Origin of the sequence: Collinsella sp. OM07-12, from assembly GCF_003438275.1 — a bacterium.
Lineage (GTDB): Bacteria > Actinomycetota > Coriobacteriia > Coriobacteriales > Coriobacteriaceae > Collinsella.
In genome coordinates this window covers 86,956-108,793 of the sequence record NZ_QSTQ01000002.1, presented here as the reverse complement: position 1 = coordinate 108,793, position 21,838 = coordinate 86,956, and the positions used below count along the sequence as shown (strand labels likewise).

Annotated in this window: 15 protein-coding genes and 2 tRNA genes; 6 read left to right on the top strand and 11 right to left on the bottom strand. The window is 61.1% G+C overall.

Annotated features, from left to right (window positions below; all coding sequences use genetic code 11):
- Positions 1-26: 26 nt before the first annotated feature.
- From def to gltX, 3 genes are all read right to left on the bottom strand, one after another.
- The gene (gene def / locus DXB98_RS01255) at positions 27-563 is read right to left on the bottom strand and encodes a peptide deformylase (RefSeq protein WP_117742857.1); all 537 of its coding nucleotides are present in this window, start codon (positions 561-563) and stop codon (positions 27-29) included.
- An 18-nt stretch (positions 564-581) separates the two neighbouring features.
- Positions 582-3,035: a primosomal protein N' gene (gene priA / locus DXB98_RS01250; protein WP_117742856.1), complete on the bottom strand. Its 2,454-nt coding sequence runs from the start codon at positions 3,033-3,035 to the stop codon at positions 582-584.
- A 210-nt stretch (positions 3,036-3,245) separates the two neighbouring features.
- Positions 3,246-4,721: a glutamate--tRNA ligase gene (gltX, locus tag DXB98_RS01245; RefSeq protein ID WP_117742855.1), complete on the bottom strand. Its 1,476-nt coding sequence runs from the start codon at positions 4,719-4,721 to the stop codon at positions 3,246-3,248.
- 331 nt (positions 4,722-5,052) lie between these two features.
- On the opposite strand from gltX, the gene metK reads away from it, so the two are divergent.
- The 6 genes from metK (at position 5,053) to DXB98_RS01215 (ending at position 13,702) form a co-directional block, all read left to right on the top strand.
- Positions 5,053-6,333: a methionine adenosyltransferase gene (metK, locus tag DXB98_RS01240; protein ID WP_022094972.1), complete on the top strand. Its 1,281-nt coding sequence runs from the start codon at positions 5,053-5,055 to the stop codon at positions 6,331-6,333.
- A gap of 343 nt (positions 6,334-6,676) precedes the next feature.
- Positions 6,677-8,284 (top strand): L-serine ammonia-lyase, iron-sulfur-dependent, subunit alpha, encoded by a 1,608-nt coding sequence (gene sdaAA, locus DXB98_RS01235; RefSeq protein WP_117742854.1) that lies wholly within the window; start codon positions 6,677-6,679, stop codon positions 8,282-8,284.
- 149 nt (positions 8,285-8,433) lie between these two features.
- A complete protein-coding gene (locus DXB98_RS01230; RefSeq protein WP_158553112.1) occupies positions 8,434-10,149 on the top strand; it encodes a L,D-transpeptidase in 1,716 nt (571 codons plus the stop codon).
- Between the two features lie 132 nt (positions 10,150-10,281).
- Positions 10,282-11,718 (top strand): efflux RND transporter periplasmic adaptor subunit, encoded by a 1,437-nt coding sequence (locus tag DXB98_RS01225; protein WP_158553111.1) that lies wholly within the window; start codon positions 10,282-10,284, stop codon positions 11,716-11,718.
- The gene (locus DXB98_RS01220) at positions 11,718-12,491 is read left to right on the top strand and encodes an ABC transporter ATP-binding protein (protein WP_117742851.1); all 774 of its coding nucleotides are present in this window, start codon (positions 11,718-11,720) and stop codon (positions 12,489-12,491) included. The genes DXB98_RS01225 and DXB98_RS01220 overlap by 1 nt, the downstream gene beginning before the upstream one ends.
- Entirely contained in the window at positions 12,488-13,702 is a 1,215-nt protein-coding gene (locus DXB98_RS01215; RefSeq protein ID WP_117742850.1) for an ABC transporter permease, read from the top strand. Before DXB98_RS01220 ends, DXB98_RS01215 begins: the two co-directional genes overlap by 4 nt.
- A gap of 100 nt (positions 13,703-13,802) precedes the next feature.
- Here DXB98_RS01215 and DXB98_RS01210 read toward each other — a convergent pair whose 3' ends face one another.
- From DXB98_RS01210 to ptsP, 8 genes are all read right to left on the bottom strand, one after another.
- Entirely contained in the window at positions 13,803-14,414 is a 612-nt protein-coding gene (locus DXB98_RS01210; protein WP_118405742.1) for a TetR/AcrR family transcriptional regulator, read from the bottom strand.
- A gap of 116 nt (positions 14,415-14,530) precedes the next feature.
- Positions 14,531-15,838 (bottom strand): lysylphosphatidylglycerol synthase transmembrane domain-containing protein, encoded by a 1,308-nt coding sequence (locus DXB98_RS01205; protein ID WP_117742848.1) that lies wholly within the window; start codon positions 15,836-15,838, stop codon positions 14,531-14,533.
- Between the two features lie 148 nt (positions 15,839-15,986).
- Positions 15,987-16,063 (bottom strand) — tRNA-Glu (locus DXB98_RS01200).
- Positions 16,064-16,085: 22 nt separating this feature from the next.
- Positions 16,086-16,162, bottom strand: a tRNA-Glu gene (locus tag DXB98_RS01195).
- Between the two features lie 227 nt (positions 16,163-16,389).
- Positions 16,390-17,784 (bottom strand): CCA tRNA nucleotidyltransferase, encoded by a 1,395-nt coding sequence (locus tag DXB98_RS01190; protein ID WP_117742847.1) that lies wholly within the window; start codon positions 17,782-17,784, stop codon positions 16,390-16,392.
- 198 nt (positions 17,785-17,982) lie between these two features.
- Positions 17,983-18,915: a 1-phosphofructokinase family hexose kinase gene (locus tag DXB98_RS01185; protein ID WP_117742846.1), complete on the bottom strand. Its 933-nt coding sequence runs from the start codon at positions 18,913-18,915 to the stop codon at positions 17,983-17,985.
- A gap of 189 nt (positions 18,916-19,104) precedes the next feature.
- On the bottom strand, positions 19,105-20,037 hold the full coding sequence (locus DXB98_RS01180) for a 1-phosphofructokinase family hexose kinase (protein WP_117735074.1): 933 nt from the start codon (positions 20,035-20,037) through the stop codon (positions 19,105-19,107).
- Positions 20,038-20,111: 74 nt separating this feature from the next.
- The gene (gene ptsP, locus DXB98_RS01175) at positions 20,112-21,815 is read right to left on the bottom strand and encodes a phosphoenolpyruvate--protein phosphotransferase (RefSeq protein WP_117735073.1); all 1,704 of its coding nucleotides are present in this window, start codon (positions 21,813-21,815) and stop codon (positions 20,112-20,114) included.
- Between the last annotated feature and the right edge of the window lie 23 nt (positions 21,816-21,838).

Here is a 21,838-nt window from a genome sequence, read left to right as displayed (position 1 = left end):
GGCGGGCGCCCCGGGGGCGGACAAACCTACTCAGTCTCGCCCGGTCGAGCGCCGCGGGCCAGGGCGTCCTGGTACTCCTTGACTGCCTTGAGCCTTTGCATGGGCTTAAGACGCTCGAACATGGTGTTGCCGTGCAGGTGATCGATCTCGTGCTGTAGGCACACGCAGAACAAATCGCCCGAAGCCTCGTAGCGAATCAGGTTGGCGTCCAGATCGTACGCCTCGACGACGACATGGTCGGGACGCTCGATCTCGCAGTTAATGCCCGGAATGGACAGGCAACCCTCACTAAAGGGCACCAGATGGTCACTCTGCTCAACAATGACGGGATTGATAAGCACGTACGGGTCGTAGTCGTTCTTGTCGGTGTAGTCGCAGTCGATGGTGACGAGCTGAATAAGCTCGCCGATCTGCGGGGCAGCCAGGCCGCAGCCGGCGTTCTCGAACATCATCTTCTTCATCTTCTCGGCAAGTGCCTCGATCGCCGGGGTAATCTCCTCGATGACGGCGCACTCCTGGCGCAGACGAGGGTCGGGCGACAGTACGATTCCGTTGGCTTCCATGGCCATCCTTTCGGGTTGTTACATCAAATCATAGGCATCGACGTCAACGCTCACGCTCACGCCGCGCACGGAGCCCACCTCTTTGAGGCAGGCGTCGATATCGTCAGAGACATGGTACCCCACGGGCGACTTCACAAGCAGGTGGAAGCGATAACGGTCCTTGGCTCTTTCGATTACACACGAAGCCGGGCCCAGCACCTGCGGCACGGCACTCCCCGCCCGCAAAAAATCGGGCGCGGCGGCATGCCAGCGACGCTTGAGGAGCTTCGCGATGCGCCCAATATAATCCCGTGCATCATCTGCATTCGCCGACCACACCAAAATGTTGACTAGTCGAACAAACGGCGGATACAGCGCGTCGCGGCGCTGGTCCAGGTCGTGGTCGGTAAAGATCGAACGGTCATGCTCGGCAACGGCGCGAATGACCGGATCATCGGGCAGGTAGGTCTGGATGATGACCTCGCCGGGGCGATCGCCGCGGCCGGCGCGCCCCGCCACCTGCTCCAGCAAATCGTAGGCACGCTCCCCCGCGCGAAAATCGGGCAGTTTGAGCGCAAAGTCGGCATTGACCACGCCCACGAGCGTGACCTCGGGAAAGTCGAGCCCCTTGGCGATCATCTGGGTGCCCAGCAGCACCGCGCAATCGGCGGCATCAAACTGCTCGAGCAGCTTTTTGTGCGCGTCCTTGCCACGCGTGGAGTCGGCGTCCATGCGAATGATGGCGACGCCCTCAGGAAGCATCTGGTGCAGTGCGTCCTCGATCTGCTGCGTGCCCAGGCCCATTTTTGCCAGGTAGCGGCTACCGCATTTGGGGCAACGGCTCGTGGGCGCCGGATACGGCTGCACGCGCCAGGACGATCCGCAGGTGTGGCACTGCAGGGTGTGCGTGCGCTCGTGATACGTGAGTGCGGTGGAGCAGTGGTTGCAGGTGGGCACGCAGCCGCATTCGCGGCACATCAAAAACGGCGCAAAACCGCGGCGGTTGTGCAGCAACACGGCCTTTTCGCGACGCTCGACCACACGCTCCAAGCCCTCCATCAGCGGCTTTGAGAACATGGAGCGGCTGCCGTGCGAAAACTCGCGGCGCAGGTCGGCAATACGGACCGTAGGCAGCACGGCGTGTCCCGGGCGCTCGAGCATCTCGACGCGCGTCCAGGTAACACCGTTGTACGTGCCGCGGCGGCAGCGGTCGAGAGCCTCGGCAGAAGGCGTGGCCGACCCCAGCACGAGCGGGCAGCGATAGCGGCGCGCCATCTCGGCCGCCACCTCGCGCGCGTGGTAACGCGGGCTGGAGCCTTGCTTGTAACTGGTCTCGTGCTCCTCGTCAATGATGATGAGGCCCAGGTCGTTAAGCGGGCAAAAGAGCGCCGAGCGTGCACCGACGACCACGCGGGCGGCACCGCTGACGACCATATCCCACTGGTCCAGGCGCTCGCCGGCCGAAAGCCGCGAATGGAAAACGGCGACCGTCTCGCCAAAGCGCGAGCGGAAGCGGCCGACGGTCTGGGCCGTCAGCGAGATCTCGGGCACCAGCACGCAGGCCGAACAGCCGGCTGCGAGCACGCGCTCGATGGCGGAGAGGTAAACCTCAGTTTTGCCGGAGCCAGTGACGCCGTCGACCAGCACCACGTCGCCATGAGCGTCCAGACGGGCGCGCTCAATCTGGGCGAGCGCCTGTTGCTGTCCGTTGGTAAGGGAGACTGGCGCCTTGCCGCTTGCCGAGGACAGCGTGGTCTGCTCGCTGCAGCCACGCCACGCACGGCGCTCCTCCACCACCACGACGCCGCGCTTTTCGAGCGCCTTGATGGTCGCCGACATGCTGTTATAGAGAAGGTTGAGGTCTCGGGTCGTGACCGGCCCGCACTGGAGTGCCTCGATAAGCTGACGCTGGCGGACCGCGGTCTTGGGCGGCGTATAGTCAAATCCCTCGGGCGTAAGCATGACCCAACGGTTTTGAATGGGCTTGACGGCGGGACGCTCAACCGCCCATACGCCGTCGTCGCCCTTGACCACACGCGGGCTGCCGCCCGGAGGCAAAAACAGACGCAGACACTCGGAAAGCGTTGCGACGTACTCGCGGCTCATCCAGCGTGCGATACGGGCAGCCTCGGCGGTAAAGAGCGGTTTGCTGAGGATGGCCTCGATGGCTTTAATGCGCGCGGGGTCGAAGGCGTTGTTGCCCTGCAGGTCGCCCAGCTCAGGCGCAATGTCGACGATATAGCCCGCGGCGGCACGGTTACCAAAGTGGACCAGGACCGTGGACCCGATCTGTGCCTCGTTAGCAAGGGTTTGCGGGATGCCGTAGGCAAATGGCTCGGACAGCGCACGCGTCGGGATGTCGAGGACCACGCTCGCGTAGGCGGCGATGGGGTCAGGTGTATGCTCAGGCTTGGCCGGTGCAGCGGCAGGCACGGGCGCCGCTGGAGCCTCCTCCGGTTCCGGCGAACCAAACAGCGACAGTTGTTGAGCCATACACCACCTCTAACGAACGGACCTGAAAGGGCTGGGACAAAATAATCAGTAGTGTTTGTCCCATGGCCGATACGAGTGTCGAGCGTGTTGCGTCGCTCGAACATGGGACAAACACTACTGATTATTTTGTCCCAGCAACCCGCTCATCGGTACAGAAACAAGAGCCCCGCTCGGGTGAACGGGGCTCGGATACATACGTGTGCGCAGCGATTACAGTGCCATCGTGCGGGCGCGGTCGATGCGCGCCAGGCAGTCATCGCGGCCGACGAGCGCCATGGTCTCGCCCAGAGGAGGGCTCACCATGTTGCCGCAAACGGCGACGCGCACGGCCTGGAACACCACGCGCTTCTTGAGGTCCATCTGCTCGGGCAGCGGCTCAAGCGCGGCGTCGATAGCCTCGGCGGTCCAGTCGGTCAGGCCCTCGAGCGCGGCCTTGGCGGCATCCAGAATGGCACCCATGCCCTCCTTGGCCAGGCCCTTGTTGACGGACTTCTCGTCATACTCGAGCGTCTCGGCCGTAGCGAAGATGGGAGCGGCGACGGTCACGGCGTCGGCCGGCATCTTGGTGCGCGGCTTGACGATGGCAGCGAGCGCGTCGATCCAATCCTCGCCGTACTCGACATTACCCTCGATGAGACCCGCCTCGTGCAGCTCGGGGACCATGATCTCGTCGGCAAACTGAGCATCGGACATGCCATTGATGTACTCGGCGTTGACCCAATCGAGCTTCTTGGGGTCGAAGGTCGCCGGGTTCTTGGAGATGCGATCGAGCGAGAACTTGCTGGCCAGGACATCGCGCGGGATGATCGTGGTCTCTCCGTCGAGCGACCAGCCGAGCAGCGCCAGGTAGTTGACGAAGGCGTCGGACAGGTAGCCGGCGTCGCGGTACTCCTCCACCGAGGTGGCGCCGTGGCGCTTGGAGAGCTTCTTGCCGTCGGCGCCCAGGATCATGGAGATGTGGGCGAACGTAGGCACGGGCGCGCCGAGGGCCTCGTAGACCATGACCTGGCGCGGGGTATTGGACAGATGGTCGTCGCCGCGAATGACGTGGGTGATCTTCATCATGACGTCGTCAACGACGGTCGCGAAGTTATACGTAGGCGTGCCATCGGAGCGGAAGATGACAAAGTCGTCGAGCTCCTTGGCGTCGAAGGTCACCTCGCCGTGGACGGCGTCGTGGATACGGACGTCGCCGCGGTCCTCGGGCACCTTGATGCGCAGGACGTAGGACTCGCCGGCCTCGATGCGGCGGCGTGCCTCCTCGGGATCAAGATCGCGGCAGCGGCGCTGATAGCCCTGGAAGGGATCCTTGCGCTCCTGGGCGGCCTTGCGATCGGCGTCGAGCTGCTCCTTGGTGCAGAAGCATGGATAGGCCTTGCCCTCGTCCCAGAGCTTCTGGGCGGCCTGCTTGTACAGGTCCAGGCGCTCGGTCTGGGCGTAGGGGCCAAAGTCGCCGCCCACCTCGGGACCCTCGTCCCAGTCCAGGCCCAGCCAACGCATGGCGCGCAGGATGATCTGCGTATTCTCGTCGGTGGAGCGGGTGGGGTCGGTGTCGTCGATGCGCAGGATGAACGTGCCTCCGTTTGCGCGGGCGAAAGCCCAGTTATAGATAGCGGTGCGGGCGCCGCCGATGTGCAGCTTGCCCGTCGGTGAGGGTGCAAAGCGGACGCGAACGTCTGATGCCATGGAAATCTCCTCGATTGCAGGATGGATGTCTAACCGCATCAGTATAAAGCATCAAAGCAACCTCCGCACAAAGGGCACCGACCCAGTCATTGGGTAGCTAATTTGGGACGGGGCTTTTTTAGCTACCCTATGTCGAGGTAGGCCTCTGGCTCCGAAGGCTCCGGATTGGGTAGCTAAAAAAGCCCCGTCCCAAATTAGCTGCCCCCAAAGCGATGTATGACTAGGTGCGGAAAGGGTGTGAATGTTTGATTTACGCGCTATGATGTGCCCTTGCATAGAGAGCCCGGCGGAATGGTAACGGTCGCCGGGACACGTTTTTGAAAGGACAATCATGTCAGAAGAACTTCGTTCCATCCCACCCCAACACGGGTCCTTTGTTTTTACGTCGGAGTCGGTGACCGAAGGTCATCCCGATAAGATCGCTGACCAGATCAGCGACGCCGTCCTCGACGCAATCCTCGCCAAAGAAATAGAGCTCCAGGAACAGGGCTACATCGCCCCCAACGGCGTGCCTGCCAACGTGGAGAACGTCCGCTGCGCCTGCGAGACCCTCGTGACCACCGGCACCGTCATCGTCGCCGGCGAGATTCGCACCCAGGCCTACGTCGACGTACAGGAAATCGCCCGCGGCGTTATCCGCCGCATTGGCTACAACCGTGCCAAGTTCGGTTTTGACTGCGACACCTGCGGCGTTATGAGCCTCATCCACGAGCAGTCGCCCGATATCGCCCAGGGCGTCGACGAGTCCTTCGAGACCCAGACCGGCGCTACCACCGACCCGATCGACCTGATCGGCGCCGGCGACCAGGGCATGATGTTCGGTTATGCCTCCAACGAGACCAAGACCCTCATGCCCATGCCACACTACCTGGCAAGCCGCCTGGCCGAGCGCCTGGCCGCCGTGCGTCACGACGGCACCCTCGCCTATCTGCGTCCCGACGGCAAGACCCAGGTCACCGTGCGCTACGAGGAAGGCAAGCCCGTCGAGGTCACGACCATCGTCATCTCCACGCAGCACGCCGCCGAGATCGAGGACATGGGAAAGATCAAGGCCGACCTCATCGAGCACGTCATCACCCCGGTCATGGCCGCCGAGAACATGCCGTGGGACAACGCGGACATCTACGTGAACCCCACCGGTCGCTTTGTCGTGGGCGGCCCCATGGGCGACACGGGCCTCACCGGCCGCAAGATCATCGTCGACACCTACGGCGGCTACGGCCGTCACGGCGGCGGCGCCTTTAGCGGCAAGGACTGCACCAAGGTCGACCGCTCCGCCGCGTATGCCGCGCGCTGGGTCGCCAAGAACGTGGTCGCCGCCGGTCTGGCCGACCGCTGCGAAGTCGAGCTTGCCTACGCAATCGGCGTTTCCAAGCCCCTCTCAATCATGGTCGACACCTTCGGTACCGCGCATGTTGCCGAGGACAAGATCGTTGAAGCCGTAGAGAAAACCTTCGACCTGCGCCCGGGCGCAATCATCCGCGACCTAGACCTGCGTCGCCCCATCTACGAAAAGACGGCAGCCTACGGTCACTTTGGCCGAGAAGACGCCGACTTCACCTGGGAGAAGACCGACCGAGTCGAAGAACTCAAAGCAGCCTGCGGCCTGTAAGCTAACCCGAAAAGCTACAGCAAATAACAACGCACCAAAAGAAGTACCGACTCCAACCGGTACTTCTTTTTATTTAAACGGTGGTGAAGATAAGCAGACCTGGGACATGGAATAGGTCACATGCCGATAAATATTGCAGCAGAGCGACTCCAACCATGTATCCTAAGTTCCGAGGGCTTTAGTATTTGGTCGATCGCGAGTTCCGCACGAGCCGGAGGCCACTTAATGTGGCCTCCGTGCGAGCAGGACTGTCCGAGCAGGCGACCAAATACTAAAGCCCTCGGAACGGCGGGACAGTGTATGCCCCGCCCTCGGGACGATGGGACAAAACAAAGGAGCACCCATGGCAGGCAAGCCGCAAACACTAGCTACGACCTCGGCATTCGAGATCTTGGGCCCCGTCATGGTCGGCCCCAGCTCATCGCACACCGCCGGCGCCCTGCGCTGCGCCCAAGTTGCCGCCAGCTTGCTGGAAGGCCGCATCACCAAAGTCACCTTTGGCCTGTGGAACTCCTTTGCCCACACCTACCGCGGCCACGGCACCGATCGTGCGCTCGTCGCGGGCATCCTGGGCCTCGACACCGATGACGAGAACATCAAGCAGGCCTTCGACCTCGCACGCGAGCAGGGCCTCGAATATCACTTTGAAATTAAGGGCGACGACGCCTCCATCCACCCCAACACCGTCGACATCGACATGGTCGACGACACGGGCGCTACGGCACAGGTTCGCGGCGAGAGCCTGGGCGGTGGCAAGATGCGCATCAGCCGCATTAACGGCGTCGGCGTCGACATCTCGGGTATGTACTCCACGCTCTTCGTGGCGCACCAGGATGTTCCCGGCGTGCTCGCCGCGCTCACGAACCTGCTCGCCTACGCCCACGTGAACATCGCCTTCTGCCGCACCTACCGCACCGAGGTGGGCGGCCAGGCCTACTCCGTCTTTGAGACCGACGGCGCGCCCGACGACACCGTCGTCCCTATGTTGCGCAAGCTCGACAATGTCGATTACGCGACCTTTATCGAGCTCCCCGGTTCTGCCTCGTCGCTCTCCCCCGGCGTCTCAGCAAAGGAAATCTTCGACGACGGCGAGCAGCTGCTCGATGCGTGCGAGGAACTGGGACTCAGCATCGGCGCCGTCATGGCCGTGCGCGAGGCGCGTCTGACCGGCGAGGTCCACGCCGTCGCCGCCATGCGCCGCGTGCTCGACGTCATGCGCGAGGAGACCACAGCCCCCATCGTCAATCCGCAGCGCTCGCTCGGCGGGCTTATCGGCGGCGAGGCCAAGCTTGTCGATGCCACCGGCCGCAACGACCTTGGCTCCAACTTAATGGGCGCCGTCCAGACTGACGCCGTGGCCCGCGCCATGGCCGTGCTCGAGCGCTCAGCCACCATGGGTGTGATTGTCGCTGCCCCCACGGCAGGCTCCGCAGGCGTCGTGCCCGGCTGCGTGCTGGCGCTCGCCGATCACCTTCAGCTCGACGACGAGCAGGTGATGGACGCGCTCTACTGCGCAGCCGCCATCGGCCTCAACCTCACCACGAGCGCCTGCGTTGCCGGCGCCGAGGGCGGATGCCAGGCCGAGGTGGGAAGCGCCGCCGCCATGGCTGCCGCCGCGCTGGTGCAGATGCTCGGCGGCACGCCCGAGCAAGCGCTCGACGCCAGCTCCATCGCGCTGAGTAACCTGCTGGGCCTCGTTTGTGACCCCGTCGGAGGCCTGGTCGAGGTGCCCTGCCAAAACCGCAATGCCATCGGCGTGGCAGCGGCCTTTAGCTCGGCACAACTCGCCCTCGCCGGCATTAAGAGCCTGGTGCCGTTTGACCAGATGGCACATGTCATGCTCTCGGTGGGCCACGCGTTGCCGGCCACGCTGCGCGAGACGGCAAAGGGCGGCATCGCGCAGGCTCCGGCCGCGCTTTCGGCCTGTGCAAAATGCGGTGTGTGCGGGTAGTGACCAAGAACGACTCGATAGTGGGACAACTGTCCCACCTCTTTTGAATGCCACCGTTTCCGTACCACAAACAACTAGGTAATCGCTATAATGCAAGCCCAGTAAAAACACGATGAGCCGCAAGGCGAAATTCGAAGGATATGCATACGATGTCGCAAAACGATCGAACTCAACTGATTCCCGATCCGCAGCAGCCGAGCAGGCACACCGGTGGCGTTCAGTCGCCGCGTCCTATCGCGCCGAGTCACGGTCAGCAGCGTGGTGCGGCAAACGCTCCCCAACGCCCGAACCATCAACGTCAGCAGCGCCAGGCAAACGGCAATGCGCCCAAGCAGCCCCCCGCGCACGGTCGAGGCGATCGCGGCCCCGCGCGCAAACCCGCCGAGAACAATAAGTCGGGCAAAAAGACGACGCTCTTTGTCGTCCTTGGTCTTATCGTCATTGTCTATATCGTAGGCGTCGTAGCGTTTTCCCAGCTAGCCTACCCCAATACCACCATCGCCGGCGTCGACGTCTCGTTCTCCAACGCTTCGTCTGCCGCCACCAAGGTCAACTCGGCATGGAAGCACTATAAGCTCACCGTGACAGGCGATGACTTTAGCTGGACATATCAGCCCGAGTCCGATGAGCCCATCGTCGACGGCGAAGCAGCCGCAAAAGAGATTATCAGCCACAACGAAGCCTTTGTATGGCCGGTCCGCCTTGTGGAATCCTTAAGCGGAAGGATCAAAACAACCGCTACCTCCAACGAAGTCGATCTTGATCAAGACGTCGACCTGTCCATGCTCTCCGACACTTTTGACCAAAAGAAGTTTGAGGAGGATCTGGGCGCCGCCATCGACGAGTTTAACGAGGGGCGTTCGGGCACGTTCGAGGCCAATAGCTCCTATGACGAGCAGGCCGGCAAGTTTACCGTCGAGAAGGCGCGCTCCAACGAAAAACTCGACCGCGAGCATGTCATTAAGTATGCCGAGCTCGAGCTTGCCTCGCTGTCCGAGACCGTAGACCTTTCCAAGCTCGGCAGCGATGCCTACGAGCCGCTCAATGGAACGCTTACCGATGATCAGATTCAGGCCGCATGCGATGCCGCCAACAACTTCCTGGGCGTCAACGTGACCCTCAAGCTCAACGGCGAGGATGCCGGCAAGGTTGATGGCAGCTCCGTGTTGCAGTGGATCAGCTTTGCCGATCCGGCCAACCCCACACTTGATACGTCACAGATCAGCAGCTGGGCAACCGAGCTCGCCAACGGCTTTAACACCGTGGGCTCCACTCGCTGGTGGACGCGCGCCGATGGCAAGCAATGCGCCGTTGAAGGCGGCGACTTTGGTTGGTCCATCGACAGCGGCTCGCTCGCCAAGCAGGTCGAGGACGCCATTAACAACAAGCAGACCGGCGAAATCGAGATCAAGTACTCCCAGAAGGCCGACGCCTTTACCGCAAAGGGAGAGCCCGACTGGAAGGCATACGTCGATGTCGATCTGTCCGAGCAGCACGCGCGCTACTACGACGAGAGCGGCAATATCGTGTGGGAGGCCAACTTTATCTCAGGAAAGCCGGGTGAGGACGCCACTCCCGAAGGCGTCTGGCAGATCAACAGCAACGACGGCGCGAGCACGCTGATTGGCGCCAAGGACCCCGAGACGGGCAAGCCCAAATACGAGAGCCCGGTGAGCTACTGGATGCCGTTTGAGGGCAACATGATCGGCTTCCACGATGCCACCTGGCAAAACGACAAGAGCTTCGATAACGCCGAGTCGTACAAGTGGTGCGGCAGCCACGGTTGCATCAACCTGCGCCTGGCCGACGCCAAGGCACTTCACGACTGCATCAAAGTCGGCCTGTGCGTGGTTGTCCACTCGTAGTGCAACGCGCGCATTCATACAGCGTGGAACCGCTGCGACCAATCTAACAGTTCCGAAAGAAACCGTCCTATGCGCCCGCCCCAACCGGTGGGCGCATATACTTATCGAGGTTCTTTCTATAAAGGAGACGCTATGCCGAATGTCCCCACGATCACCCCGGGTCCGGATAATACCGAGCACACGCCCGAAGGTATCACCGAAACGCTTCCTCTGATCACAGACGTACATGCCGACAAGGAGAGCGGACGCACGAACGACACGGCCGAGATTTCCGATGAAGAGGTATATGCCAAGCTCAAGGCAAAACGTGCCGAACGTCGACGCAAAAAGCTGATTCGACGCGGCATTGCCGCCGGCATCGTGGGTGTCATCGCGCTCATTGCCATTGTCGCAACCCTGGTTATCAATGCGCAGCCACAGGGCGATATCGGGCCTGCGACCGACATGGTGACCGAGGGCACGTTTAGCACAACGGTCGAAGCGAAAGGCCAGCTCAAACCCATTTCGTCCTCAGTGGTCTCCCCTTCTGTCGACGGCATGGTCGATTCGATAAACGTGCAGGCAGGCCAATCCGTCAACGAGGGCGACGTGCTTATGACCATTAAAAACGACGAGCTCGATCGCAACGTTGCCGAGGCGCAGCGCGCAGTTGCAGCAGCTCAGGAAGACCTCGCCAACGCGCAGAAAGCCGCAACTGCCGCGCAGGCCACCCCAACGACGGACGTCGACGAAGCTTCCGCAGCGGCTGGCATCTCCGCCGCATCAGCGGACACGAACGCCGTATCGGCCGCGCAGCGCAGCCTCGCATCGGCCCAGGCAAACCTCGATCAGGCGAACGCCAAGGCCGCCAGCCGCACGATCACGGCCCCGAGCTCGGGCAGCATCGTGGAGCTCAACGCCAAGGTGGGCGCCACGGTAACAGGCGGCATGATCATGGGCGAAAGCGATACGAGCGGCGGCAAGCAGTGCATGCAGATCGCCGACCTGTCCAAGATGAAGGTGACGGTTCAGGTGGGCGAAAAGGATATCGCCAAAATTGCCGTGGGCCAAAGCGCCAACGTGACCTATCCCGCGTTTCCCGATATCGTGAGCCAGGGCACCGTCACGGCTATCGCCTCGGTGGCAACCTCCGACTTCTACTCCGGGAGCGGCGGCAGCGTGACCTTTAACGTCGACATCCTCATCGAAGCACCCGACAGTCGCCTTAAGCCGGGTATGACTGCCGAGGTCTCGGTAGTGACCGAGAAGCTCGACGACGTGGTGATGGTGCCGACCATGGCGCTGATGACCGAAGATGGCGAGCACTATTACGTCAATCTGGCCACCGATTCGGAGGGCAAAAAGACGCGCCGCGTGAAGGTGACCGTCGTGGCGCAAAACGACAACGAGGCTGTAGTCGGTAAGACGCAGGTCAAGCGCGACGACCAGGGCAACGAGATCAACCCAGACGCCCCGGTTACCAAGCTTCGCGACGGCGACACCCTCGTCATGGACACCGGAGCGGACGCAACGGCTGACGACGGCTACAGCGCGGATTCGGGCAGCATGTCTGCCGACGAGGGCATGTAATGCGTCCCGTCATCGACATTCGCAACGTGCATCGCATCTTTGAGAGCGAGGCGAGTTGCGCCCATATCTTGCACAACGTGAGCCTGGCAGTAGATCCCGGCGAGTTCGTCGCCATCACCGGCCCCTCGGGCTCGGGCAAGTCAACGCTCATGAACATCCTGGGCTGCCTGGACAAACCGACGGCAGGCGATTATTACCTGCAGGGCCTCAACGTGGCCGAGCTCGATGATGACGAGCTCACCGAAGTCCGCGCCCTGAGCATCGGCTTTGTCTTTCAGAGCTTCAACCTGCTGCCGCGCCTGTCGGTTATCGAAAACGTCATGCTGCCGCTGGCATACACTAACGTGCCCCGTAGCCAGCGTGAAATGCGCGCCGTGCACGCGCTGCAGGCCGTCACGCTGCCCGTCGACCACTGGGACCACCGCATATCCGAGCTCTCGGGCGGCCAGATGCAGCGTGTCGCCATCGCACGCGCCCTCGTCAACGATCCGCCCATCATTTTGGCTGACGAGCCGACGGGAAACCTGGACTCCGCCACGGGAGCGCTCGTCATGGAAACCTTCCACAAGCTCCAGGAGCGCGGCAAAACCATCGTGCTTATCACACACGACCCCGGCATCGCCGCCGAGGCCGACCGTACCGTGACCATCCGCGACGGTCGCATTCACGACGGCGCGTATATTCCGCATGCACCGCGGACCCTGCGCAGCGCCGTAGATAGTCTGCCCGTGATTTCCGCCTCCGCCAACCCGCCGAAAGGAGTGATGGCATGAGCGCCCGTGATCTCATCCAGGAAGCCCTTCACTCGCTCGAGGCCAACAAGGGGCGCAGCCTGCTCACCATCCTGGGCATTGTCATCGGCATCGCCTCGGTCATTGCCATGACTTCGCTCATCGGTGGCATCCAAAACAGCTTGGTAAACAGCCTGGGCCTCAACGCAGCTCGCATGGTTCAGATCTATTCGTCCCAAGAACTCTCGGATTCTGACGTCCAGAAGCTTCAAAAACTGGTGCCGCAGATAGAACAGATCGGCATTGTCAACAGCGCGTACACCGAGTACAAGACCGGCGATAAAAGCTATACCGTCATGGCACAGGGTGTCGATAGCGACATGCTCGACGCCGTGGGTGCCAGTAAGCTCGTTGCGGGGCGCACCTACACCGATGTCGAGTCAAAGGCAGGCTCGCGCGTGGCGCTCATCAGCCGCGGCGGCGCCGATCAGCTTTACGGCAACGAACGAGATGCGCTGGGAAAAACCATCAAGGTGTCCAACGGCGAGGTGCAGATTGTAGGCGTGATTGATGGCGGCAGCGACTCCATGGGCTCGCTCACTTTGTATATGCCACGCGAAACCATCTCCGGCCTATTTGGCGACGAGAATCCTTCATTCCCCAGCGTGACGGCACTTGCCGCCGAGGGCACGGACATGGATGAGCTCTGCAAGACCATCGAGTCCAAGGTGCGCGCGATGAAAGGCATCGCGGAGAATGATGAGTATGACAGTGTATCGGCGACCTCCATGAAAAGCGCCATCGATGCACTCAACTCCTTTATGGGCGCATTCTCGCTCATCATGGGTGCTGTCGCCAGTATCTCGCTGCTTGTCGGCGGTATCGGCATTATGAACATGATGCTCACCAGCGTGACTGAGCGCATCCGCGAGATCGGCATCCGTCGCGCTCTGGGCGCCAGTCGTCGCGATATCACCGCGCAGTTTTTGGCCGAGTCCTCGGCGCTGTGCGTCACAGGTGGCCTGCTGGGTGTCCTGATAGGCTATCTGCTGGCCTGGGGCCTCGCGATGTTTGCCTCCGGATCCGGGATTCTTGGCGAGCTAGGTGCCAGCGGGCAAATCACACCGAGTTTTTCAATCGCCACGGTGCTGCTGGCCTTCGCCGTCTCCGTCGGCATCGGCGTAATCTTTGGCTTCTACCCCGCTCGCCGCGCGGCAAAGCTCGACCCGGTGGAGTGCCTACGCTACCAGTAGGCCACCACCAACAAGTTGCGGTGAATTAGGGACTGAATATGCTATCTAGCAGCAAAAACAGACACTATTTCACCGCAACTCAGGGGGTAAGGCGCAAGTGCTATTCGAAACGAGATTCCAGGCTCGAAAGGCCGCTCAACGTCAGATTATTGGCAACCTCCGAGACGCGCTCGATGGGAACCGAGCCGTCAGACAGCGCCCACGTGCGATAGATACCGATGATACCCGATAGCAAAAACGCCAGATAGTAGTCGAACATCTCGTCCTTGAGACCTTGGGGCAGCAGATCGCGATCAGCAATCTCGTGTTCGAGCGGCACACGAAGACGAGCCATAAAATCATCGAGCGGAATATTCTCGATCAGCTGACGATTGAGCACCAGGTTGTTGCATAGCGCCTCATTAACGGTTTTAAAGAAGGTCGCCGCCGCGCCCAGGGCGCGCTCGTTGGTGTCGCCGTTCATGGAAGCAAGCGTTTTCTCGACCGAGTCGACAATCATCTCCACCACATCGACGGCAATGGCATCGAGCAGGCCGTCAACCGTACCAAAGTGAACGTAAAAGGTCTTGCGGTCGACATTGGCCTCGCGCGCGATGGCACTCACCGTAATGTCTGCCAGCGGCTTTTCCATGAGCAGGCGCTCGAAAGCGGAAAGGATGGCAGTGCGGCTGCGAACGATGCGGCGATCAATACGCGGTTTGCTGGTGGCCATGGGCGTGTCCCTTCGATATACGGGCATTCATCAACAGATGAGAGATAATCTACGTAAGAGGATTATCCCCCATACAGCACAAATATGCCCCGCATCATGAAGAACGCACGACTGCCCTACTGCGACTTAGGGTGCTTCTTCTTATTGAGTGCCGACGGAGATACGCGAATACCGTCGCCTGTCTGGCGCACATAGGCTTTATGAGCCGGCTTAGCGGTCCCAGACGCCTTCTGAGCGTGCTTCTTGGGATCAAAGGTAACAGTATTCGTGGGGTGCGGCTTAGTGGGCGCAGAGGGCGTCTGAGGCGTTCGGCCAAGCTTGCGCATCACGCGATCCCAGCGCGCATGGATGCTCTCGTTATGGGCGCTCTTAAGGCCCAGCAGGGGCGCAGCCAAAATGGTCGGCGCAATAAACGTAATGAGGCGCCACAGCAGATAGCCGGCGGTCGAAGCCGATCCAAAGAAATGACCCAGGAAAAGCGCGAAGCCACCCTCGGCACCGCCGGTGCCACCGGGCAGGGGAACAGCAGAGCTGAGGAGCTGAACAAAGGCGCTCGCGGCCATGACCGAGAAAAAGTCGACCTCGTGGTGGCCAAAGGCAAGCATCAGAAAATACGGCACCAGATAGAAAAACGCGAGCTGCAGCATGGTGATAAACACGGTAAGCAGCATGGACGAAAAATGGCCAGCCGAAAGCTTGAACTTCTCGGAGAACGAATAGACCTCGCCATCGACAAACGTGCGCCATCCCTCGATCTTAGTGGACGAGACACCTATGCGCTCGAGCCAATTAATGATGCAATGGGCGACGCGCGTGACGGTCTTAGGCATGAGCGCGACGGCAAAGATACCTAGCAAGATGCAGCAGTGTCCGCCAAAGCTAAAGACGCACAGCAGTGTCATGTCGCCATAGCGCTCGGCGAAAAACGGCATGCGAGCAAGTAGCAGGATAGCACCCCAGGCAACAAGGCCAAACTGATACACGATAAAACGCGTGAACTGCGTGGCGCCGGCCTCGCCGACATTTTGGCCCGCTTTGGTCAGGCGGTAAATCTGGGCAGGAGTCGAGCCCATCATCATGGGCGTCAGGTTGCCAAAAAAGATGCCGCTCGCCTCGACAGAGATCAGGTCGCGAATGCCGACGGGTGAATTGGGGTCGAGCCAGACGGCGATCGCATAGGCCACAATGCCAAAGAACAAATACATGAACATGCATAGACACGCGACAACGAGCCAGGGCGCCTGGACGCTCGACATAGCAGCCCAGAACTGCCCCATCTGCCCGGTTACCACCAGATAGACGATATAACCCACCAGCACAACGCCGATAAAGATGGCGCCGCGACGTGCGCTCTTATTGTCATCGCCGCCCGAGGCCTCAACCTCGACCTGGGGCTTGGACGTATACTGTGAGGACTCCGTCATGAGACTCCTTCTAACAGTCAAAATATCTTGGTCATTGTACCCGTAAGGGCCATAAGCAGAACGCAAAGCTCTTGTTTAAACGGGAATTGCAGACGGTTGTTTGATAAAAAAACCCGGCCTTCCGTGGGAAGTCCGGGTAACAGATGCGTGGTAGCCCGTACCAGATTCGAACTGGTGATCTCCGCCTTGAGAGGGCGGCGTCCTAAACCGCTAGACGAACGGGCCATAAGCCTCGGCAGAAAAGAAATGGTAGCCCGTACCAGATTCGAACTGGTGATCTCCGCCTTGAGAGGGCGGCGTCCTAAACCGCTAGACGAACGGGCCACATGACATCTGCACTGCCGTGCTGCGAGGAAACATATTACGGGACAAAAAACGTGAGCGCAAGAAAAAAATCCAAATTGCCAAAAATTTGTCGGCAGGTTATGGAACTCGCAGGTCAGCAAGGTAGTTAATTTGGGACGGGGCTTTTTTAGCTGCCCTAGCCGTCAATCGACCGAACCGCCGGTGCTGCCGGCAGGGGTAGCTAAAAAAGCCCCGTCCCAAATTAACTACCCTAGGTTGAGATGGACCAAAAGAGCTTCGCGGTCGTTGGGGATGTTGTCCTCGATCACGGCGTCGAGGGCGGCGTTGAGTAGCTGGCCTAGCTCGGGCCCCGGCTTCACGCCGGCGCGGATCAGATCGCCGCCGTTGATGGCGAGCATCTTGAGCGTATAGGGCTCCCCTGCCTCCAGTAGCTCGTGCGCCAGCGCGCGCATCTCCTCGATGGTCTCGACGTAATAGAAGCACGACGGGGCCTTGCCGAGCGTATCGGCACGCTTGAGATCCATGAGCTCGTCCATCAGGCGGGCGGTGTCGACGCCCTCGCCCGAAAGCAAGCGCATCATATTGAGCAGACAGGAACGCTCGGGGCGCAACGGTTTATCGTGATACTTGATGAGCAGACACACGTCACGGATCAGGTCGTGCGAAAGCGCCAGGCGATCCATAATGACACGCGCCTTCTTGGCCCCGAGCTCGGGATGACCGTAAAAGTGGCCGCTGCCCGCATGGTCGACCGTAAAACACTCGGGCTTGGAAACGTCGTGCAAAAACGCCGCCCACATCAGGCTCGACGAGGGCGCGACGCCGTCACACAGCGCCAGCTCACCTGCCACCGTCAGCACGCGGGCAATATGCTCGTAAACGTTAAAGGCATGGTAGACGCTGCGCTGATCAAACCCGCGACCCTCTGCCAACTCGGGCACGGCGGCGCAAACAAGCTCGGGGTAGCGCAGCATGGCGTCTCCCCCGTGGCCGGTCGAAAGGATGCCCTCGAGCTCAATGCCCACACGCTCGCGCGCCACGGCATCGAGCAGCGGCGCGCACTCGGCAAGGGCACGCTTAGTCTCGGGCTCAATCACAAAGTCCAGGCGGCAGGCAAAACGCACCGCACGCAGCATGCGCAGGGCATCCTCGTTAAAGCGACGCTTGGGATCGCCGACGGCACGGATCAGCTTTCGTTCCAAATCACCCTGGCCGTCGTAGCGGTCGACAAGCCCGCGCTCGGGATGCCAGGCCATGGCGTTGACGGTAAAGTCGCGGCGCGCCAGATCGTCCTCAAGCGACGCCGCACGCTCCACGCTTTGCGGATGGCGGCCATCGGTGTAAAAGCCGTCCAGGCGGTACGTAGTGACCTCGATACGCTCGCCATCACTAATGGCGGTGATGCCGCCAAATTTAATGCCCGATTCAACCACCGCAATGCCGGCAGCCTCGAGTGCTGCCTTGGACTCCTGCCACAGGCCGCTGCAGCACATATCAACATCGTGGCTGGGGCATCCCATAAGGGCATCACGTACCCAACCGCCTACGTACCAAGCCTCAAGACCAGCTGCCTCGAGCGCGCGTAGGACGCGCAGGGAGGCGGCTGACGGCTGCGTAGCGTTAAGCGAAACTGTGCACATTCCTGTGGCCTCCTGCAATTGCGAGTGTATTGATTGTTGGTTCTCAAGAAGTCTAGCAAGAAACAGAAGAAGGCGCACACACGAACCCACTTCGCGCACGATTGAGCCCCAAGGGCTCGACAGCAGGCTTAAAAAAGCACCCGTCTCGAAAATCCGAGACGGGTGCTCGACAAGCAAAGAATGTAACCGTGTGCCGCGCTAGCAAACCTGACGGATGGCAATACCCTTCTTGTACTCCTCCACCTTGGCAAAGTCACCCAGACCCGGGCACTCGACCACGTTGGCGCCAGTTGCCATCGACAGGCGCAGGGCGTCCTCGACGCACTCGGGGGCGTCGTGCCACACGGACAGGAAAGCGGCCAGGGAGGAGTCGCCCGCGCACACCGTCGACAGCAGCTTGACGTCGAAGGTGCGGTTGGCAAACCAGATGTGCTCGCCGTTGGAGAAGTACGCGCCATCGCCGCCAAGGGTCAGCAGTACGTTCTTAGCGCCCTTGGCATGCAGCTCGGCCATGGCACCCTTGACGGACTCATCGTCGCCGCCGCTTACCTTAATGCCAAAGATATCGAGCAGCTCGTCGTCATTAGGCTTAATCAGCAGAGGCTCCATGGCAATGAGGTCTGCCAGCTGATGGCTCGAGATATCGAGCACGAACTCGGCACCCTTGGCCTTGACGCGGCGAAGCACCTCGGACAGGAAACCCTCGGAAGTGTTGGGGGGCAGTGAGCCGCTAATGACCAGGCAGGTCATGTCGTCGAGTGAATCGATGAGCTCGAACATCTCCTGCTCGTTGACCTCGTTGATGGCGGCACCGGCGTTGACCATGTTGTACTCGGTATCGGGGCCCGCGTTGAGGAACACGTTGACGCGCGTGATGCCATCGGTCCACACGGGCTTGACGGGTACGCCCAGGGCCTCGGCGCCCTTGACGATAAACTCGCCAGAAAAGCCGGCGAAGAAGCCCAGGATCGTGGTGTCGACGCCGTAGTGATCGAGGGTGAACGAGACGTTGAGACCCTTGCCGTTGGGCGTGTAAACGGCGTTGCGGGTACGCGTGACGGTGTTGGCGTCAAGACCGTCGCAGGCGATGTTGTAGTCGATGGCGGGATTTGCAGTGAGCGTGTAAATCATGAATGTTCCTTTCACAAGGCAACGTGTTAATGAAAGTATATTCCACACATCGGTAAAAGGCTAGGACAACTCGGTAAACGGTGTGGAAGCGATGAAGTACGGCAGAACATGTCTCCCCCATGGGCGAACAAAAAAGGCGCCCCGGCCGAAACCGGGGCGCCGCATGCGCACGAATATATCGCGTTTCGATTACTGACGATCGAGCTTGCGGACAGCAATGCGCTTGCTGTACTCGTCGACGTGACCAAAGTCGCCAATGCCGACGGACTCGGCAACGTTGGCACCGGTGGCCATAGCGAGCTTCATGGCCTCCTCGACGTTGTCGCGGTTCTTGTACCACTTGTGCAGGAACGCAGCGAGGGTGCAGTCGCCGGCGCAGACGGAAGAGACCAGCTTGATGTTGAACTCACGCTTCGCGTACCAGATGTCCTCGCCGTTGGAGAAGTAGGCGTCGCCGCGGCTACCACGGGTGAGCAGCACGTTCTGAACGCCGGCCTCGTGAGCCAGCTTCATGGCAATGCGGACCTCGTCGTCGGTATCGACCGGCACACCGAAGATAGCCTTCATCTCGTGATGGTTCGGCTTGATGAGCAGAGGCTTCTTGTGAGCGAGCTCCTTGAGCTTGTCGGAGGACAGGTCCAGGACGACATCGGCGCCACGAGCCTGAGCGTGCTCCATGACCTGAGCCAGAAAGTCGGGCGTGGCTTTGGGAGGCACGGAGCCGGAGACGATCAGGCACTCAAGATCGCCCGCGGTGTCCAGGATGTTGTAGAGCTCCTCCTGGTGCTGCGGCGTAATCGGAGCGCCGGGGTTCAGGATGCCGTACTCGTGCTGGCCATCGTTGACGTAGGTGTTGATGCGCGTGATACCGTCGGTCCAGACCGGGCGGCACAGGCAACCGAGGTTCATGACCTCCTCGACGATAAACTTGCCGGTGAAGCCAGCGAAGAAGCCGAGCGCGACGGTATCGACCCCCATCTTCTTGAAGGCGAAGGACACGTCGAGGCCCTTGCCGTTGGCCGTGTAGCTGGCCGAACCGGTGCGGACGTTCTCATCGGGCTCAAGCGGAGAGCTCGAAACCGTCATGTCGACAGCCGGGTTAGCAGTTAGCGTGTAGAACATTTACAGTACCCCCTGTATACGTGAGGGCCGCGTGGCCGGCCCATTCCAGCCACGCGGTTACCTCTGATACCAAATTAGCGAGCTGCGGACTCGAGCAGCGCCTTGACCTCGGCGGCGGTGTTGCAGGCGAGCGCCTTCTCGGCGAGCTCGTCGCACTCGGCCCTGGTCCACTGGCTGATGGTCTTGCGGGCGCGCAGGATCGACGGAGCGCTCATCGAGAACTCCTCCAGGCCCCAGCTGATCAGCAGCGGCTCAAGCAGCGGATCGGCAGCGGCCTCGCCGCACATGCCGACCATGATGCCGGCCTTCACGCCGCTCTCGATGATGTTCTTGAGAGAGCGGAGCACGGCGGGATAGTACACCTGGTACAGGTTGGAGATGGTGTCGTTGCCACGGTCGGCGCACATGGTGTAGCCAATCAGGTCGTTGGTGCCGATGGAGAAGAAGTCGGCGACCTCGGCCAGGCGGTCAGCGAGCAGCGAGGCGGCAGGCGTCTCGACCATAATGCCGACCTCGATGTTCTCGTTGAACTTGCGGCCCTCTTCGGTCAGCTCAGCCTTGCACTGCTCGACGAGCTCCTTAACGGCCACGACTTCCTCGACGCAGGTGACGAGCGGGATCATGATCTTGACGTCGCCAAAGGCGCTGGCGCGCAGCAGGGCGCGGAGCTGCACCTTGTACTGGTCGGGGTTGGCCAGGCAGTAACGCACGGCGCGGAAGCCCATGAAGGGGTTCTCTTCCTTGACCATGTGCAGGTACGGAATCTCCTTGTCGCCACCCACATCGAGCGTGCGGATGATGACCGGAGCGCCCTTAAGCGCACTGGCGACCTTGCGGTAGGCGTTGAACTGCTCCTCCTCGGAAGGAAGCTCGGCGGAGTCCATGAACAAGAACTCGGAGCGGAACAGGCCGATAGCCTCGGCGTCGTGATCGAGCGCATTGGGCACGTCATCGGGGTTGCCGATGTTGCAGGCGATGATCTTCTTGATGCCATCGGCAGTCACAGAAGGCTTGCCGCGGAAGGACTCGAGGGCTGCCTTCTCGGCAGCGAAGGCCTCGGCCTTGGCGGTGTAGGCGGCAAGCGTCTCCTCGTCGGGATCGGCCTCGACAACACCCTTGCCACCGTCGACGACGACGGTCATGCCGTTGCGCAGTGCGGTGCAGCTGTTGGAAACCGAAAGGACGGCTGGAATCTCGAGGGCACGTGCGATGATCGCGGAGTGCGACGTACGGCCACCGGTCTCGGTGACGATACCGGCAACGTGAGCCTTGTCGATCGTGGCGGTCATGGACGGCGTGAGGTCGTGCACGACAACGACGGTGTTCTCGGGCAGGACGGAGAGGTCGACGACCTCCTTGCCCAGCAGCTCGGCCAGAATACCGGTGCGGATGTCGGCGATGTCGGCCGCGCGCAGACGAAACATCTCGTCGTCCATGGACAGGAACATGTTCTCGAACATGGTCGAGGTGTCCATAAGCGCCTGCTCGGCGCAGGTGCCGCCATCAATGGCGGCGTTGATGGCGTCGGTCATGCCCGGGTCCTGAGCCAGGACAATGTGTCCGCTCATGATCTCGGCCTCGGCCTCGCCCACCGTTTCCTTCATGTGGTCGGCCTGAGCCTGGGTCTTATCGCAGAAGACCGAAAGAGCGGTCTGATAGCGCTCCTTCTCTGCTGCCGAATCAGCAACCTCGTGCGGCTCAAACGTCAAGTCGGGATCGACGGCGACCATGACGGTGCCGATACCGATGCCCTCAGAAGCGTTGACTCCCTGATACATTCCCATTCCTCTCTCCGTGTCAT

Excerpts from the sequence above, each read along its gene's own strand:
- DXB98_RS01190 (WP_117742847.1), bottom strand. The coding sequence starts at position 17,784 with ATGTGCACAGTTTCGCTTAACGCTACGCAGCCGTCAGCCGCCTCCCTG.
- DXB98_RS01215 (WP_117742850.1), top strand. The coding sequence starts at position 12,488 with ATGAGCGCCCGTGATCTCATCCAGGAAGCCCTTCACTCGCTCGAGGCC.
- sdaAA (WP_117742854.1), top strand. The coding sequence starts at position 6,677 with ATGGCAGGCAAGCCGCAAACACTAGCTACGACCTCGGCATTCGAGATC.
- DXB98_RS01220 (WP_117742851.1), top strand. The coding sequence starts at position 11,718 with ATGCGTCCCGTCATCGACATTCGCAACGTGCATCGCATCTTTGAGAGC.
- DXB98_RS01230 (WP_158553112.1), top strand. The coding sequence starts at position 8,434 with ATGTCGCAAAACGATCGAACTCAACTGATTCCCGATCCGCAGCAGCCG.
- gltX (WP_117742855.1), bottom strand. The coding sequence starts at position 4,721 with ATGGCATCAGACGTTCGCGTCCGCTTTGCACCCTCACCGACGGGCAAG.
- ptsP (WP_117735073.1), bottom strand. The coding sequence starts at position 21,815 with ATGTATCAGGGAGTCAACGCTTCTGAGGGCATCGGTATCGGCACCGTC.
- def (WP_117742857.1), bottom strand. The coding sequence starts at position 563 with ATGGAAGCCAACGGAATCGTACTGTCGCCCGACCCTCGTCTGCGCCAG.
- DXB98_RS01210 (WP_118405742.1), bottom strand. The coding sequence starts at position 14,414 with ATGGCCACCAGCAAACCGCGTATTGATCGCCGCATCGTTCGCAGCCGC.
- DXB98_RS01205 (WP_117742848.1), bottom strand. The coding sequence starts at position 15,838 with ATGACGGAGTCCTCACAGTATACGTCCAAGCCCCAGGTCGAGGTTGAG.
- priA (WP_117742856.1), bottom strand. The coding sequence starts at position 3,035 with ATGGCTCAACAACTGTCGCTGTTTGGTTCGCCGGAACCGGAGGAGGCT.
- DXB98_RS01185 (WP_117742846.1), bottom strand. The coding sequence starts at position 18,915 with ATGATTTACACGCTCACTGCAAATCCCGCCATCGACTACAACATCGCC.
- DXB98_RS01225 (WP_158553111.1), top strand. The coding sequence starts at position 10,282 with ATGCCGAATGTCCCCACGATCACCCCGGGTCCGGATAATACCGAGCAC.
- DXB98_RS01180 (WP_117735074.1), bottom strand. The coding sequence starts at position 20,037 with ATGTTCTACACGCTAACTGCTAACCCGGCTGTCGACATGACGGTTTCG.
- metK (WP_022094972.1), top strand. The coding sequence starts at position 5,053 with ATGTCAGAAGAACTTCGTTCCATCCCACCCCAACACGGGTCCTTTGTT.